The organism is Xanthomonas arboricola pv. juglandis (assembly GCF_905367715.1).
Taxonomy (GTDB): domain Bacteria; phylum Pseudomonadota; class Gammaproteobacteria; order Xanthomonadales; family Xanthomonadaceae; genus Xanthomonas; species Xanthomonas arboricola.
Genome location: NZ_HG999362.1, coordinates 4,540,586 through 4,554,809 on the forward strand (window position 1 = coordinate 4,540,586; position 14,224 = coordinate 4,554,809).

The window sequence follows — 14,224 nt, forward strand, 5'->3', positions numbered from 1 at the left end:
CGGCTCCTTTGCATTTCACCGTCGGCAGTATTGGCCGCATTCTTTAGGACCTCCATGAAATCCCTTCTCGTCGCGACATCGCTCCTTGCCATGCTCTCCCTGACTGCCTGCGATCGCCCTGGCGGCGACGCCTCGCGGACTGCGCCGGCAGTATCGCCCGAGCCGACTGCCGCACCGGTCAGCGGCACCGGCGCTGCCGAACTGGCCAAGGGCGATCCCGCCGTGCTCGGCGTGCTGGCGGCGCTGGATGAAAACGAAATCGCGCTGGCTAAGCAGGCCATCTCCCAGGATCTGGGCGGCGCCACCGACACCTTCGCCAAGCAGCTGCTGCACGACCACGAAGCCAACCTGGAAAAGAGCAAGGCACTGGGTGCCACCGACAGCCCGCGTGCCGATGCAATGCGCGCCAAGGGCAAGGCAGCGGTGGATGCACTGGCAAAGACAGCGACCCTGCCCGATGGCAAGGACGCCTACCGCAATGCCTTCCTGCGCACGATGGTCAGCGACCACGGCGACACCATCAAGATCATCGACGCCGAACTGCTGCCCGCCGCCGAAAGCGCACCGGTCAAGCAGCATCTGGAAGAAAGCCGGCGCGTGGTGTCGGCGCACTTCGAGCGTGCCCACGCGGTGTCCTCCTCGCGCTGAGCCCGTTGCAGCGTCTGCAAGCACCCAACGCGCCGGCCTGTCCGGCGCGTTTGCGTTTGGGCCTTGCCGATCTTGCCGATGGACGCGCCCTCCCCGCGGCCGCCGTCCTGGTGCCACGCGCGGTCCTCGCCCCACGTGCAGCAGCGACTTCACTTTGCAGCAGGCAGCGCTGGCCTATCGTGCCGCATCGATTCGGCGCAGGAATGTCCCATGCAGTTGCTCATCACCGGCGGCACCGGGTTCATCGGCCAGGCCTTGTGTCCGGCACTCGTGCAGGCCGGGCACCAGGTCAGCGTGCTGACCCGCGACCTGCGGCGCGCAACGCGTCGCCTGCCCGGCATGACCGTGGTGGACACGCTGGATGGCGTGCAGGCCGATGCGGTCATCAATCTAGCGGGCGAGCCGCTGGCGGCCGGCCGCTGGACCGATGCGCGCAAGCAGCGCTTCCGCGCATCGCGCCTGGGCATCACCGGCCAGCTGCATGCCTGGATCGCGCAGCAGCCGGCCGAACGGCGCCCGGCGGTGCTGATTTCCGGCTCGGCGGTGGGCTATTACGGCGAGCGGGGCGACAGCGTCCTGACCGAGGCGGACCACGCCGGCGACGATTTCTCTGCACAGCTTTGCCGCGACTGGGAAGCCGAAGCGGCAAAGATCGGCGCACTCGGCCCGCGCGTGAGCTGGGTGCGCACCGGCATTGTGCTCGACCGCGACGGCGGCGCCCTGGCGCGCATGCTGCCGGCGTTCCGCTTCGGCGGCGGCGGCCCATTCGGCGATGGCCGCCACTGGATGAGCTGGATCCACCGCGCCGACATGGTGGCCTTGCTGGTGTGGTTGCTGGAACACGGCCAGCCCGGCGCCTACAACGCCACCGCGCCGACCCCGGTCACCAATGCCGAGTTCGCGCGCACCCTGGCCCATGTGCTGCATCGCCCGGCGCTGCTGGCGCTGCCGGCCGGCCTGCTGCGACTGGGCTTCGGCGAGATGGCCGAGCTGCTGCTGGTCAGCCAGCGCGTGCTGCCGCAACGCGCGCTGGATGCCGGCTTCCGCTTCCAGTATGTCCACCTGGAAGCGGCATTGCGCGCCATCCTGCAGCGCTAGCGCCTGCGCGGGGGCCCTGGGCCTTGCGCAATGGCAGGGCTGCCGGCCGCCTGTAACGGCCGGGCGGGCCATGCACTAATATTTGCCTAACGACCATCTCCGACAGTGCTGCCGATCTCGGACTGGCCCTGGGCCCGGCGGAACCCTATGCACCTGCTGCTTGTCGAAGACGACACCATGCTGGCCAACGCGATCTGCGATGGCGTCCGCCAGCAGTCCTGGACCATCGACCACGTCGGCAGCGCCAATGCCGCCAAGACCGTGCTGGTGGACCACCGCTACACCGCGGTACTGCTGGATATCGGACTGCCGGGCGAGTCCGGGCTGACGGTGATCCGCTTCATGCGCGGCCACTACGACGCCACGCCGGTGATCGCACTGACCGCGCGCGGCCAGCTCACCGACCGCATCCGCGGCCTGGATGCCGGTGCCGACGACTACCTGGTCAAGCCGTTCCAGTTCGACGAGCTGATGGCGCGGCTGCGTGCCATCACCCGGCGCAGCCAGGGCCGCGTAGTGCCGCTGCTCACGCAGGGCGATGTCTGCGTGGACCCGAGCAGCCGCAAGGTCACCCGCGACGGCAAGTGGGTGGCGCTGAGCGCGCACGAATACCGCCTGCTGCTGGCGCTGATGGAACGCGCCGGGCGCGTGGTCACCAAGGATCAACTGGAAGAAGGCGTCTACGGCGGCCCGTCCGAAGGCGGCAGCAACATGATTGCGGTGTACGTGCACCAGCTGCGCCGCAAGCTGGGCGATGAGCTGATCTCCACGGTGTATGGCCAGGGCTACATGGTCGGCAAGGCACCGGAATGAAATCGCTGCAGGCGCGCATGCTGGCGGCGCTGGCCGCAATCGTGTTGTTGAGCTGGTCCACCTCGGTGTGGATCCTGGTCGCCTTGGTCACCCAGGGCCATCACAGCGTGTTCGAGCAGGAGCTCAACATGTTCGGCGACCAGTTGATCAGCGCCCTGCCCGACGCGCTGGAGCACCGCTTCGATACGCAACCGGAGCCGCCGGCTGCGGTCGATGCGCACACCCCGATCGGCAATGTGTCCTCGCGCATGAGCTTCAAGCAGACCTTGATTGCGATGGTGCTCAACACCTTGCAATTGGGGGTATTGGGCGTGCTGGTGTGGTGGGCGGTCCGCACCTCGCTCGCACCGCTGCGCGCCATTTCCAGCGCCATCGCGCAACGCACCGGGCTGGAAACCGAGCCGGTGCCGCTGGCGCAGGTGCCGGACGAGATTCGCCCGCTGATCGGCTCCTTCAATTCGCTGCTGGCCCGCGTGGAGAAGACCGTGCAGGCCGAGCGCGATTTCGTGGCAGACGCCGCGCACGAACTGCGCACCCCGCTGTCTGCGCTGCATGCCTACGCCGAGGTCGCGCTGCGCGCACCCACGCTGGAGGCCAAGGACGCGGCGCTGCAGCAGCTGCTGGAAACCGCGCGCCGCAGCAATCGCCTGGCCGAGCAATTGCTGGATCTGGCGCGGCTGGATGCAGGCATCAGTTCGGCGGCGTACCAGCAGGTGGACATGGGCGAGCTGATCTCGCATGTGCTGGACGAATTCAGCGTGCAGGCCGAGGCCCGCCACATCAATCTGCAGGTGGAAGCATCGCCGTGCCTGCTGCGCTGCGATGTGGATGCGGTGGGCATCCTGATCCGCAATCTGGTCGACAACGCCATCCGCTATGGCCGGCCTCACGGCATGGTGGAAGTGAGTTGCGGCTACTGCCTGCGCGCCGATGCCCTGCATCCGTTCGTGCAGGTCAGCGATGACGGCCCGGGCGTGCCGGAGAGTGCCCACGCGTCCATCTTCGAACGCTTCTACCGGGTTGCCGGCAGCCAGGTGCAGGGCAGCGGGATCGGGCTGTCGCTGGTGGCCGGCATCGCGCGCCTGCACGAGGCCAGCATCGAAACCTGCGAAGGCCACGAGGGCCGCGGCCTGTGCGTGCGCGTGGTGTTCGCCAGCGAGGGCGTGCGCCGCACTGGCTGACCGCAGGCGGCGTGCGGCGATCGTCCAGCGTCCAACCCAATAAGTTTCCAACACCCGCTGCCTACAGTGCACTCACCGCACGCATCCAGGATGCATGGTGATGTTTCACTCGATCCGTTCCACCCCGCTTTCCCCCGCCGCCATCGCGCTGCTGGCGCCGCATACGGCTGCCAACGACAGCGTTGCCCCTGCCCCTGTCGCCGATGTCCTGCTGCTGGACTTTCGCTGTGGCCGCACCGGCACGCGCAATCGCGACATCTGGAGCGAACTGCCGGATATCCGCAGCGCGCGTCAGGCGCGCCGGCTGCAGCACTGGGCCAAGAGCGGGGTGTTGTTCACTGCTGCCGCAGTGGTGTTTGCGCTGGCGGTGGCCAGCTATCTGATGCATTGAGCGCGCGGCCCCGCTCGCGCGTGCTTGCCCCTATCTGCTTCCTCTCCAGGTATCTGCCCATGTCGTCGCATTCCCTTGTCCGCTGCTGCACGCTGCTGGTTGTCGGCGTGACGCTGATCGGTTGTGCCAGTACGCGCCCGATGCCGTACAGCCAGCTGCCGTCTTCAAGCTATCTGCGCCCGCACGATGGCAGCCGTGGCGACCGCATGCCATACGCCTACCAGGGCGAGGTGGATTGGACGCGCTACCGCGCCGCACTGGTCGAGCCGGTCAGCATCTATCGCGGTCCTGACGCGCAATTCGAAGACGTGCCCGAGCAGGACAAACGCATGCTCGCCGATTACATGCAACAGGAGTTCGGCAATGCGATCGGGCAGCGTTGGCAGCGCGCGACGGTGGCCGATCGCGACACCTTGCGCGTGCGCATCAGCCTGACCGGTGCCAAGCCCAGCAAGCGGGTGCTGGGCACCTTCATGAAGGTGGATCTGGGCGGCGGTTCCTATAACGCGGTGCAGGCCGCGCGCGGCAAGGAAGGCGCGTTTTCCGGCTCGGTCAGCTACGCGGTGGAAATCTTCGACGCGCAGAGCAACCGCCTGCTCGCCGCCTATGTCGAAAAACAGTATCCGAGCGCAATGAACATCAAGGCCAGCCTGGGCGCCTACGACGCGGCCAGGGCCGGTATTCGCAAGGGCGCCGAGCAGTTGGTCAAGGGAATGGAGTAGCTGGGATTTGGGATTCGGGATTTGGGATTTGGGAATCGGATTAGCGGAAGCGATGGCTTCCAGTTTCCTTCTCCCACCGGGAGAAGGTGCCCCGCAGAGGCGGATGAGGGTACGGGCGAAGCCTCGCGAATGCGGAACGAGACGCGGGCTTCACCGGCGCCCCTATCCCACCCCATCCCGCTCCACACCCCAACCCACCCCACGCTTGCAGCGCGGGCGCTCCAAAACACGCGCGCCCATGGCGTGCAAGTCGTACCTTCTCGCTCCGTGAGGAGAGTGGCTTGATGTCCGACATCTGGCGAGCGGTGCGGACAGATGCCCATCCGGTTCAAATGTCAGATCCAGTCACTCGCCCGATCACATGAGTGCAGCAAGCAACCGCCCGCCTCGTTAACGGTCACACCACAGAAAAGGCCGGCGCTGTACAGACAGCGCCGGCCTTTGTCAGTCTGCACGGCCAACGCGTCGTCAGCGTGCAATGCCATCTTGGTGTTGCAGCATCAACGCGTCACGCGCTTAGCCACTTTTTTGCCCACCGCCTTGCGGGCGGCGGTGGTCTTGGCCACTGCGCGCGTGGCCGGGGTCTTGGTGACCTTGGCGGACTTCTTCAGGGTGGTCTTGGTTACCGCCTTCTTGAGCGGGGCCTTTTTCACTGCGGCCTGTTTGGTGGCGGTCTGTTTGGCCACCGGTGCCTTCTTGGCGGCGGGCTTGACGATGGTCTTGGCGACCGGCTTCTTGACCGGCGCCGCCTTGGCCGCAGCCTTCTTCGCTGCCGCACGCGCGCCTACCGTGGCCACCGCGCTCTTGCGCGCTGCGCTCTTGGCCGCGGTCTTGGCACTCAGTGCTGCGGCTTCGGCCTTGGCATTGGCCTTGGCGGTTTCCAGCTTCTGCTTGGCGCTGGCCTTGGTGTTGGCCAGTTTCTTCTTGGCAGCATCGGTGGTGCTGCTCAGCTTCTGCTTGGCGGCATCCTTGGTGGATGCGAGCTTCTGCTTGGCGGCGTCCTTGGTGGCGGTCAACTTGTCCTTGGCGGCCTCCTTGCCCGACACCAGCGAGCGCTTGGTCTTGGCCACGCTGCGCTTGACCGCGGTGGCTGCATCGCCGGCCTTTTCGACGACGCGCTGTTCGACCTTGACCACGGCCTTGCGGGCCTTGGCGACGCGGGTCTTGACCTCTGCCACCGCCGTGCCGGCCGCGTCCTGCACGCTGGCCACCGCGTCGCTGGTGGTGCTGGCGATGGTCTCGCCCAGTTCGGTAGCAGTGCTCTTGACGCTATCGACAGCCTCGGACAGGGTTGCCGTCACACCATTGCCGTTGCTCATAGAACCCTCCTTAAGGGCATCAGTGCTGAAAACGCGGGCGATGCGCAGCGGCATGCGTATGCTGAACAGGCATCGGATCAAGCGGACGCTACGCCGGGCTCAAGCGACTGTCAACGCAGTGCCGGCAAGGGCTCGGCGGCGCTTTCACCAGGCGTTAAATTGCCCGCTGGCACTCTCGTTCAGCTTGATTTACACAGTCAGACGCCCTATTCCTCTTCCACCGCGTAACCCGGACTCGTTGCATGCGCCCGCTGCCCACCTTGCTAACCCTTTCCCTGGCCGCTGCCTTCGGCGGATTTGCCGCCACCGGCATCAATGCCTGGATGGACAACCGCGCCGAGGCCGCACCGGCCGGCGCGGCCACCACCTTTAGCCTGCCCGCGGCCGCCGCGTTGCCGGCCGCCGTCGCCGGGCAACCGGTGCCGTCGCTGGCGCCGATGCTGCAACAGGCGATGCCGGCGGTGGTGAGCGTCAATACCAAGCAGGTGGTGCGCGTGCGCAACCCGTTCTTCAACGACCCGATCCTGCGCCGACTGTTTCCGCAGGTGCCGCAGGACCGCATCAACGAGTCGCTGGGTTCGGGCGTGATCATCGATGCGCAAAAGGGCTATGTGCTGACCAATCACCACGTCATCGAAAATGCCGACGATGTGCAGGTGACGCTTGGCGACGGGCGCACGGTCAAGGCCGATTTCATCGGCTCCGATGCCGATACCGATATCGCGCTGATCCGCATCAAGGCCGACAACCTCACCGACATCAAGCTGGCCGACAGCAATGCGCTGCGCGTGGGCGACTTCGTGGTGGCGATCGGCAACCCGTTCGGCTTCACCCAGACGGTGACCTCCGGCATCGTCTCGGCAGTGGGCCGCAGCGGTATTCGCGGGCTGGGCTACCAGAACTTCATCCAGACCGATGCCTCGATCAATCCGGGCAACTCCGGTGGTGCGCTGGTCAACCTGCAGGGCCAGTTGGTGGGCATCAATACCGCCAGCTTCAATCCCCAGGGCAGCATGGCCGGCAATATCGGCCTGGGCCTGGCGATACCGTCCAACCTGGCGCGCAATGTGGTGGAGCAACTGGTGACCAAGGGCGTGGTGGTGCGTGGCACGCTCGGGCTGGAAACCCAGAACCTCACCCAGCAGATGCTGCAGGGCTTGGGTGTGGATTCATTGCGCGGTGCGCTGGTGACGCGCGTGTTGCCAGGGTCGGCTGCGGCCGCCGCAGGCGTGCAGCCAGGCGATGTGGTGGTGGCCGCCAACGACCAGCGCGTGGACAGCGCAGAGGCGCTGCACAACTACGAAGGCCTGCAGGCGGTCGGTAGCGCGGTCAGGCTGGAGATTCGCCGCGATGGCAAACCGCTCACGCTCACCGCCAAACTGAAGGAGCAGGACCGCGCAGTCACCGGCGACATGCTCGACCCGCGCCTGGGCGGCGCCACCTTCGTGGATCTGCCCGAATCGCTGCGCCAGTCCGGCATTACCGGCGTCATGGTCAGCGAGGTCAAACGCGGCGGTCGCGCTGCAGCCAATGGGCTGGTCAGCGGCGATGTGATCGTGGCCAGCAGCGTGGGCGAGTTTGCCGATCTGGCCAGCTGGCGCGCCAATTTCCAGCGTAAGCCGCAGCAACTGGTCGTGCGCATCCTGCGTGGCAACGCGCAGTACGACGCGTTGATGCGTTGACGTGGCGTGCACTGCCATCGGCGTGCACTAACACCTCCTACACCGCAGCGATGCTATTGCTGCAACACGCCCGCATGCTGTCGCGGCTGCCATCAATGACCGAAGGAGATATCACATGAGCCCCACCAATACCGACCAGCTGAAAGAAAATCTGAGCGAAGCCAGCACCCACCTGAAGTCTGCCGCCAGCGCTGCAGGCGAGGCTGTCAAAGGCGCCACCAGTGCTGCAGGCGATGAGCTCAAGCTCGGTCGCGCCAACGTCAAGGCTGAGCTCTCCGATACCGCACTGGCCGGCATGGCTGCTGCAGAGTTCGGCGGCGCCGCTGCCAAGGAACAGCTCGACGTGCTGGTCAGCAAGGGCAACGACCTGCTGGAAAGCGCGACCGATCTGATTCGTGAGCGCCCGCTGGCTGCGTTCGGCGTTGCGTTTGCGACCGGCTGGATCATTGCCAAGCTGGCACGCAGCAACGACAACTAAGTCGTGAGCGACCAGGCCTCTACAGCTGCCGCCTCCGACGCGTCCAACGCGCGGCCGGAAACGCCAGGACTGGACGAAAGCGTACGTGCGGTCGGCGCAGCTGGCCGCGCAACGCTGGGCTCGGCCAAGGACACCAGCCGCGCGTTGCGCCGGCTGGTGTCGGCCGACTTGCAACTTGCACGCAGTGCCTTCGGGCGTGGACTGGCCTGGGCATGCGTTGCCGTGGTCTTCGGCGCGTCGTCGTGGTTGCTGCTGGCAGGTGCGATCATCGCGCTGCTGCAACGCGCCGGGCTGTCGTGGTTCCAGGCGATGTTTTTCACCGCACTGGCCAGCTTGTTGGTCACCGGCATTGCGGCGTGGCGGGTGTTCTTCTACTTCGACCACACCGGCCTGAATGCAACACGTCGTCAGCTGGTCAAGCTGGGCATCTTCGATGACAGCAGCGACGACGACGATGCCAACGCATCGGCTGCCAATGGAGCACGCACATGAAGTTTGGCACCTTGCGTCAGCGCGTGGAACGCGCCGAATTCCTGGTGGAAGGGCGCGCCCAGGAAACACGCCTGCATTGGGGAGAATTGCGTGACACCTGGCGTGCCGGGTGGTCTCCGCTGCGAATCATGGTGGTTGGTTTCGGCCTGGGGTTTGTCACCGGCCGCAACGAACCGCAGGCGGCATTGGGCAGCATCGCCAGCAAGCTCGGCGGTATCCCGAAGATTCTGCAGATGATCAGCACGATCTCTGCGCTGTTCACCGCACACCGTGCGCAGGAAGCCTCCGAGCAGGCCGAACGTGCCGCAGACAGTGCCGAAGAGGTCGCTGCCGATCCACCGGTGACGGTGGTGCAGGCGCCGATTGATCGCGCTGCGTAATGGCGGGTTCCCGAGCATCGCTCGGGATCGCGCTGCGGGTGTTTGCCTCCCCATGCGCGGCAGAGCCTGCTACTGGTGCTGTTAAGGACTGACGTTACGCGCACACCCTCTGTGCGCTGCGTTGACGCGTTCGGCTGATAATGGCCCACCGCTGGCAGCACGCCAGTCTGCTGCCAGGGCGCGCATGACTCTTCCCGTCGATTCTATGGATGCTGCCGTTGCGGCAGATTCGCTCCCGCCGCCACCGGCGCCGCGCCCACGTGCGCCGGTCTCGCTGGTGGTGCTGGCCACGCTTGCGGTTGGTTATACGCTTTGGGCTGCACAGACGATCATCCTGCCGGTGATGCTGGCTGCCTTCTTTGCCTTGATCGGCAACCCCATCCTGCGCGGTCTGCGCAAGCTGTACATCCCGCGCTTCCTCGGCGCCTTGATGGTGTTGTGCCTGGGCCTGGCCGGTACCGTGACACTGGCCGCGCAGCTGGCCGGGCCGGCCGCCGAATGGGTGCAGCAGGCGCCCCGGCAGATGCGCCAGATCGCACGCGACGTGCGCGATTTCACCAAGCCAGTGATGCAGGCCAACCAGGCCGCGGAAAACTTTGCACGCGCGGCCGGCGGCGATGGCCAGCGCAGCGTGCAGATCGTGCGCACGCAGATGGACGACCCCTACAAGGCGCTGGTGCGCACGCCGAAGCTGGCCGCCTCGGTGCTTGCGGTGGTGCTGCTGACGTTCTTCTTCATGGTCTACGGCGAAAGCCTGCAACGGCATGCGATCGCCTTGCTGCCCAACCGACAGCAGCAACGCTTCACCACCGAAATCATGCTGGACATCGAGCGCGAGGTCTCGCGCTACGTGCTCACCATCAGCGTGATCAATACGCTGGTCGGGCTGGTCTTCGCCGGCATTCTCTACGTGCTCAAGATTCCGCTGCCCGAAGCGCTGCTATGGGGCACGGTGGTGGCGCTGCTCAACTTCGCGCCGTATGTGGGCCCGTTGATCGGCGTGATGCTGATGCTGCTGATGGGCTTTGTGGAATTCCGCACTACCTTGTCGGCGATGCTACCGGCGATCCTGTACCTGGCACTGCACACCATCGAAGGCCAGGTGGTCACCCCGATCGTGCTCGGCCGCCGCATGGCGATCTCGCCGCTGATGCTGATCCTGGCGCTGATGCTGTTCGGCTGGCTATGGGGCATGGTCGGCCTGCTGCTGGCGGTACCGCTGCTGGTCTGCATCAAGATGGTGCTGAGCCGGGTGGAGGGAATGCAGCGTTGGGCGCGGTTGTTGGAGTAGCCGGGAATCGGGAGTTGGGAATCGGGAATCGCAAGAGCAGTGGCTGCGCTCTACCCATTCTCGATTCCCGACTCCCCATTCCCGGCATTACAATCTCGCGATGAGCTTCCAAATCAGCGCCATCACCCTCGACCTCGACGATACGTTGTGGCCCTTTGCGCCGATCGGGGCGCGGATCGACCAGGTGTTGTACGACTGGATGCGCGAGCACAGCCCAGTCACCGCCGAGCGGTTTCCGGTGGAGGCGATGCGCGAACTGCGCGAGCGCAGCTTTGCCGACAACCCGCACCTGCATCATGACCTCAGCGCGCTGCGGCGATTGACGCTGGAAATGGCGCTGCGCGAGAGCGGCGGCGATCTGGCCTTGCTGGAGCCTGCGTACGAAGTCTTCTATGCCGCGCGCAACCAGGTGGAGTACTACCCGGATGCACTGGACGCGCTGGCGCGTATCGCCGCGCATGTGCCGGTGGCCGCGCTCAGCAATGGCAATGCCGATCTGCAACGCATCGGGCTGATGCATCACTTCGCGTTTCAGCTGGGCTCGCGCGAGCACGGCAGCGCCAAGCCGGATCCGAGCATCTTCCTGGCCGCATGCGCGCGGCTGGAAGTGCCGCCGGCGCAGGTGCTACATGTGGGCGACCACGTGCGCATGGACGTGCTGGGCGCGCTGGATGCCGGGCTGCGCGCCTGCTGGATCAACCGTGATGGAGCGCAGTGGTCGCACCCGACCCAGCAACCGGATCTGGAGTTCGACTCCATGACCGGGCTGGCCGACTGGCTGGACGCGCAGCAACCGCACCCCGACCCCGCACACGCCGGCATCCGCCTTCCCGCCTGAGCCACTTCTTGCTCGGCGCATGGCGCCGCCTCCGAGGATTTCCATGTCGCAGCTCACCGGTTTCATCGATCCCAACGCCGCAGCCTTGCCGCTGCATGTGCTCGACCGCGAAGGCTTTGCACGTTGGTGCGCCGAGCAGCCCACGCACGTGCTGTCGTGGGCACAGGCGCAACGGTTCGATGCCGCGCCAGGCAGCGTGCTGTTGTTGCCGGGCGAACAGGGGCTGGCCGGCGCGGTGCTGGGCATCGGCGACCGCGCCGATGCCTACGCCTACGCGCATGCACCGATGGCGCTGCCGCCGGCCAGCCGCTGGACGCTGGCCAACATGCTGAGCGAGAGCGAACAGGCACTGCTGCACCTGGGCTGGGGCCTGGGTGCGTACCGCTTCTCGCGCTACCGCAAGGTGCCGCGCGCACCGGCCGAACTGGCCGCCACGCCGACACCGCAGACACGTGCCTTGATCGAGGCCTGCATCCGCGTGCGCGACTGGGTCAACACGCCGACCGAGGACATGGGCCCGCAGCATCTGGAAGAGGCCACGCGCGCACTGGCGCAAACGCATGGCGCCCAGGTCGATGCCATCGTCGGTGAGCAATTGCTGGCGCAGAACTTCCCCACCATCCACGCGGTCGGGCGTGCCTCGCACCGGGCGCCGCGGCTGATCCAGCTGCAATGGGGCGATGCGGCGCATCCGCATCTGGTGCTGGTTGGCAAGGGCGTGTGCTTTGACACCGGCGGGCTGGATCTGAAGCCGGCCGATGGCATGCGCAACATGAAGAAGGATATGGGCGGCGCGGCGCATGCCTTGGCGCTGGCCGGCCTGGTGATGGCGCAGCAGCTGCCGGTGCGACTGACCCTGTTGATTGCCGCGGTGGAAAACGCCGTCGGCCCGGATGCGTTCCGCCCGGGCGAAGTCATCACCACCCGCGCCGGCGTCACGGTGGAAGTGGACAACACCGATGCCGAAGGCCGCCTGGTACTGTGCGATGCGCTGAGCTACGCCACCGAGCAGCGCCCCGATCTGATCCTGGATTTCGCAACGCTGACCGGTGCCGCACGCATCGCCTTGGGGCCGGACCTGCCCGCGCTGTTTGCCAACGACGATGCGCTGGCGCAGGCCTGGCTGCGTGCCGGCGAGCAGACCCGCGACCCGGTCTGGCGCATGCCGCTGTGGCGCCCGTATCTGCGTTACCTCAACAGCCACGTCGCCGACATGGCCAACGCCGGCTCGCGCATGGCCGGTGCGGTCACCGCCGCGCTGTACCTGGAGCGCTTTGTCGCGCCGGGCCAGCTGTGGGCGCATCTGGACGTGTACGCCTGGAACGACAGCGACCGCCCCGGCCGCCCGGCGGGCGGCGAGGCGCTGGCGCTGCGCTCGGCCTTTGCGATGCTCCAGCAACGCTACGGCGGCTGAGCTCGCCGCGCACGCAGCGCACGCAGCGCGCGCGGGCCATCAGCACGCAGCTTGAGTCGCGCCGGTCATCCCTGGCTGCGCAGCAACGGCGCGATCGCGCGCATGCGCGTCTGCGTCGCCGGGCCGACCAGCGCAAACGCGGTCTCGCCTTCGGCCCAGTACTGCGCCAGTAGACGGCCATCGCGCCGTTCGCCGGTGGGCATCGGCCCGCTGCGTGGACGCAGGTACAGGCCGATACGCGCACCGTCGGCATCGCTGTAGACCAGCATCGCTGCCGCGCCTTCGGGTGTGGAAAGCAACTGCCCGCCGCGCAGCACATAGCCCTGCGCACGCAGATCCGGCACCACACCGGCATTGCCGAAATGCGTGCGCAACCACGGCTCCAATTCCGTACGGCGCTGCACCTCCAACGCAACGCCCGGATGCGCGTCGGCATCGGCAAACAGGCGGTAGGCGGCCACTGCATCGGCCATCGGCACGCGCTGAACGGCGAGCCGGCTCTCGCGCAACTGCCAGCCCAGCCCGGTGCCCAGGCCCAGCGCCAGCACGCAACTGGCGGCCATGGCCGCCAGGGTCCGGCGGCGTTGCTGCAGGCCACGGCGAATCGCTGCAGGCGTCAGCGCCAGCGTGGCCATCTTTGGCTCCAGGCCGGCGTGCGCGGCGCGCAGCGCTTCGGCATCGCGTTTCCAGCCGGCCACGCGCGCGGCCTGCGCCGGGTGCGCCTGCAACCAGGCGGCCACCGCTGCGCGTTGCGCCGGCTCCAGCCGGCCATCGACATAGGCGTGCAGTGCGTGTTCGTCAGGCGGCGGCGTGCTGGTCATTTCAGGATCCTCAATGCAGGTGCGTGGCGCACGTGGCCTTCGTTCAATGCACGCAGGCGTTCGCGCGCGCGCGACAGCCGCGACATCACCGTGCCGATCGGGATGCCGAGGGTGTCGGCCACCTCGCGGTAACTGAAACCCTCCACGCTGACCAGGAGCAGCAAGGCGCGCTGTTCCGGCGGCAGCAACGCCAGGCTGGCCAGCATGGCGCGGCCGTCGTGCACCTGCTCGGCCGATGCGGACTGGCTGGGCTGCTGCGGTGCGAACAGGCCCACCACGCGCTGCCAGCGCGCGGCGCGGCGCTGCCCGTCCAGAAACTGCCGGTACAGGATGGCGAACAGCCACGGCTGCAGGGCCTCGGCGGTATGGCGGGTGCGCCAACGCCGCAGCGCACGCTCCAGCGTGGCCTGCACCAGGTCGTCGGCGCTGGCGGGCTCGCCGCTCAGCGAGCGCGCGAAGCGACGCAGCGCCGGCAGCACGGCACGCAGTTGGTCATCGTCCAGAGCATCCATCGGCAGGTTTGGTGGTGGCATCACACAGTAGACGCGCTGGAGCGTGGACTATTCCCACGATTGATGCGCGTGCCACAACGCCTGGGCGATCACGGGAATAAGTCGGCCTGCACGTCGTCTCACTGCATCGACCACTCACCGCAC

The 14,224-nt window shown here is 66.9% G+C and carries 16 protein-coding genes; 13 read left to right on the forward strand and 3 right to left on the reverse strand.

Features of this window, described 5'->3' with window-relative positions; genetic code table 11:
* Positions 1 to 54: 54 nt before the first annotated feature.
* The 6 genes from KHN93_RS19620 (at position 55) to KHN93_RS19645 (ending at position 4,853) form a co-directional block, all read left to right on the forward strand.
* Positions 55 to 648 (forward strand): DUF4142 domain-containing protein, encoded by a 594-nt coding sequence (locus KHN93_RS19620; RefSeq protein WP_039521011.1) that lies wholly within the window; start codon positions 55 to 57, stop codon positions 646 to 648.
* A gap of 210 nt (positions 649 to 858) precedes the next feature.
* Complete coding sequence (locus KHN93_RS19625; protein WP_104560484.1) at positions 859 to 1,746, forward strand: TIGR01777 family oxidoreductase; 888 nt, start codon at positions 859 to 861, stop codon at positions 1,744 to 1,746.
* Between the two features lie 147 nt (positions 1,747 to 1,893).
* Positions 1,894 to 2,559: a response regulator transcription factor gene (locus KHN93_RS19630; protein ID WP_016902656.1), complete on the forward strand. Its 666-nt coding sequence runs from the start codon at positions 1,894 to 1,896 to the stop codon at positions 2,557 to 2,559.
* Complete coding sequence (locus KHN93_RS19635; protein ID WP_039521015.1) at positions 2,556 to 3,740, forward strand: sensor histidine kinase; 1,185 nt, start codon at positions 2,556 to 2,558, stop codon at positions 3,738 to 3,740. Before KHN93_RS19630 ends, KHN93_RS19635 begins: the two co-directional genes overlap by 4 nt.
* 100 nt (positions 3,741 to 3,840) lie before the next feature.
* Positions 3,841 to 4,131 carry a hypothetical protein gene (locus tag KHN93_RS19640; protein ID WP_047130141.1) on the forward strand — a complete coding sequence of 97 codons (291 nt, stop codon included), beginning with the start codon at positions 3,841 to 3,843 and terminating at the stop codon, positions 4,129 to 4,131.
* A gap of 59 nt (positions 4,132 to 4,190) precedes the next feature.
* Positions 4,191 to 4,853: a DUF3313 domain-containing protein gene (locus KHN93_RS19645; RefSeq protein ID WP_104613447.1), complete on the forward strand. Its 663-nt coding sequence runs from the start codon at positions 4,191 to 4,193 to the stop codon at positions 4,851 to 4,853.
* A 500-nt stretch (positions 4,854 to 5,353) separates the two neighbouring features.
* Here KHN93_RS19645 and KHN93_RS19650 read toward each other — a convergent pair whose 3' ends face one another.
* Positions 5,354 to 6,172: a histidine biosynthesis protein HisIE gene (locus KHN93_RS19650; protein WP_211921159.1), complete on the reverse strand. Its 819-nt coding sequence runs from the start codon at positions 6,170 to 6,172 to the stop codon at positions 5,354 to 5,356.
* A gap of 242 nt (positions 6,173 to 6,414) precedes the next feature.
* On the opposite strand from KHN93_RS19650, the gene KHN93_RS19655 reads away from it, so the two are divergent.
* The 7 genes from KHN93_RS19655 (at position 6,415) to KHN93_RS19685 (ending at position 12,747) form a co-directional block, all read left to right on the forward strand.
* Positions 6,415 to 7,854, forward strand: a complete 1,440-nt coding sequence (locus tag KHN93_RS19655; protein ID WP_047129988.1) for a Do family serine endopeptidase — start codon at positions 6,415 to 6,417, stop codon at positions 7,852 to 7,854.
* Positions 7,855 to 7,969: 115 nt separating this feature from the next.
* Positions 7,970 to 8,332 (forward strand): hypothetical protein, encoded by a 363-nt coding sequence (locus KHN93_RS19660; RefSeq protein WP_006450942.1) that lies wholly within the window; start codon positions 7,970 to 7,972, stop codon positions 8,330 to 8,332.
* Positions 8,333 to 8,335: 3 nt separating this feature from the next.
* Entirely contained in the window at positions 8,336 to 8,824 is a 489-nt protein-coding gene (locus KHN93_RS19665; RefSeq protein ID WP_211921161.1) for a phage holin family protein, read from the forward strand.
* The gene (locus KHN93_RS19670) at positions 8,821 to 9,204 is read left to right on the forward strand and encodes a hypothetical protein (protein WP_016902649.1); all 384 of its coding nucleotides are present in this window, start codon (positions 8,821 to 8,823) and stop codon (positions 9,202 to 9,204) included. Before KHN93_RS19665 ends, KHN93_RS19670 begins: the two co-directional genes overlap by 4 nt.
* Positions 9,205 to 9,388: 184 nt before the next feature.
* The gene (locus KHN93_RS19675; RefSeq protein WP_026064355.1) at positions 9,389 to 10,495 is read left to right on the forward strand and encodes an AI-2E family transporter; all 1,107 of its coding nucleotides are present in this window, start codon (positions 9,389 to 9,391) and stop codon (positions 10,493 to 10,495) included.
* A gap of 100 nt (positions 10,496 to 10,595) precedes the next feature.
* Positions 10,596 to 11,333: an HAD family hydrolase gene (locus KHN93_RS19680; protein WP_104555886.1), complete on the forward strand. Its 738-nt coding sequence runs from the start codon at positions 10,596 to 10,598 to the stop codon at positions 11,331 to 11,333.
* Positions 11,334 to 11,376: 43 nt separating this feature from the next.
* On the forward strand, positions 11,377 to 12,747 hold the full coding sequence (locus tag KHN93_RS19685) for a leucyl aminopeptidase family protein (RefSeq protein WP_104555885.1): 1,371 nt from the start codon (positions 11,377 to 11,379) through the stop codon (positions 12,745 to 12,747).
* 65 nt (positions 12,748 to 12,812) lie between these two features.
* Here the strand turns inward: KHN93_RS19685 and KHN93_RS19690 are convergent, their stop codons facing one another.
* Positions 12,813 to 13,568 (reverse strand): anti-sigma factor family protein, encoded by a 756-nt coding sequence (locus tag KHN93_RS19690; protein ID WP_024939690.1) that lies wholly within the window; start codon positions 13,566 to 13,568, stop codon positions 12,813 to 12,815.
* Positions 13,565 to 14,080 (reverse strand): RNA polymerase sigma factor, encoded by a 516-nt coding sequence (locus KHN93_RS19695; RefSeq protein WP_016902644.1) that lies wholly within the window; start codon positions 14,078 to 14,080, stop codon positions 13,565 to 13,567. The genes KHN93_RS19690 and KHN93_RS19695 overlap by 4 nt, the downstream gene beginning before the upstream one ends.
* Positions 14,081 to 14,224 lie beyond the last annotated feature (144 nt).

What these genes read in the sequence shown, in the direction of transcription:
- KHN93_RS19640 (WP_047130141.1), top strand. Translation starts at nt 3,841, where the DNA reads ATGTTTCACTCGATCCGTTCCACCCCGCTTTCCCCCGCCGCCATCGCG.
- KHN93_RS19630 (WP_016902656.1), top strand. Translation starts at nt 1,894, where the DNA reads ATGCACCTGCTGCTTGTCGAAGACGACACCATGCTGGCCAACGCGATC.
- KHN93_RS19685 (WP_104555885.1), top strand. Translation starts at nt 11,377, where the DNA reads ATGTCGCAGCTCACCGGTTTCATCGATCCCAACGCCGCAGCCTTGCCG.
- KHN93_RS19650 (WP_211921159.1), bottom strand. Translation starts at nt 6,172, where the DNA reads ATGAGCAACGGCAATGGTGTGACGGCAACCCTGTCCGAGGCTGTCGAT.
- KHN93_RS19660 (WP_006450942.1), top strand. Translation starts at nt 7,970, where the DNA reads ATGAGCCCCACCAATACCGACCAGCTGAAAGAAAATCTGAGCGAAGCC.
- KHN93_RS19695 (WP_016902644.1), bottom strand. Translation starts at nt 14,080, where the DNA reads ATGGATGCTCTGGACGATGACCAACTGCGTGCCGTGCTGCCGGCGCTG.
- KHN93_RS19635 (WP_039521015.1), top strand. Translation starts at nt 2,556, where the DNA reads ATGAAATCGCTGCAGGCGCGCATGCTGGCGGCGCTGGCCGCAATCGTG.
- KHN93_RS19645 (WP_104613447.1), top strand. Translation starts at nt 4,191, where the DNA reads ATGTCGTCGCATTCCCTTGTCCGCTGCTGCACGCTGCTGGTTGTCGGC.
- KHN93_RS19655 (WP_047129988.1), top strand. Translation starts at nt 6,415, where the DNA reads ATGCGCCCGCTGCCCACCTTGCTAACCCTTTCCCTGGCCGCTGCCTTC.
- KHN93_RS19680 (WP_104555886.1), top strand. Translation starts at nt 10,596, where the DNA reads ATGAGCTTCCAAATCAGCGCCATCACCCTCGACCTCGACGATACGTTG.
- KHN93_RS19625 (WP_104560484.1), top strand. Translation starts at nt 859, where the DNA reads ATGCAGTTGCTCATCACCGGCGGCACCGGGTTCATCGGCCAGGCCTTG.
- KHN93_RS19620 (WP_039521011.1), top strand. Translation starts at nt 55, where the DNA reads ATGAAATCCCTTCTCGTCGCGACATCGCTCCTTGCCATGCTCTCCCTG.
- KHN93_RS19670 (WP_016902649.1), top strand. Translation starts at nt 8,821, where the DNA reads ATGAAGTTTGGCACCTTGCGTCAGCGCGTGGAACGCGCCGAATTCCTG.
- KHN93_RS19675 (WP_026064355.1), top strand. Translation starts at nt 9,389, where the DNA reads ATGACTCTTCCCGTCGATTCTATGGATGCTGCCGTTGCGGCAGATTCG.
- KHN93_RS19690 (WP_024939690.1), bottom strand. Translation starts at nt 13,568, where the DNA reads ATGACCAGCACGCCGCCGCCTGACGAACACGCACTGCACGCCTATGTC.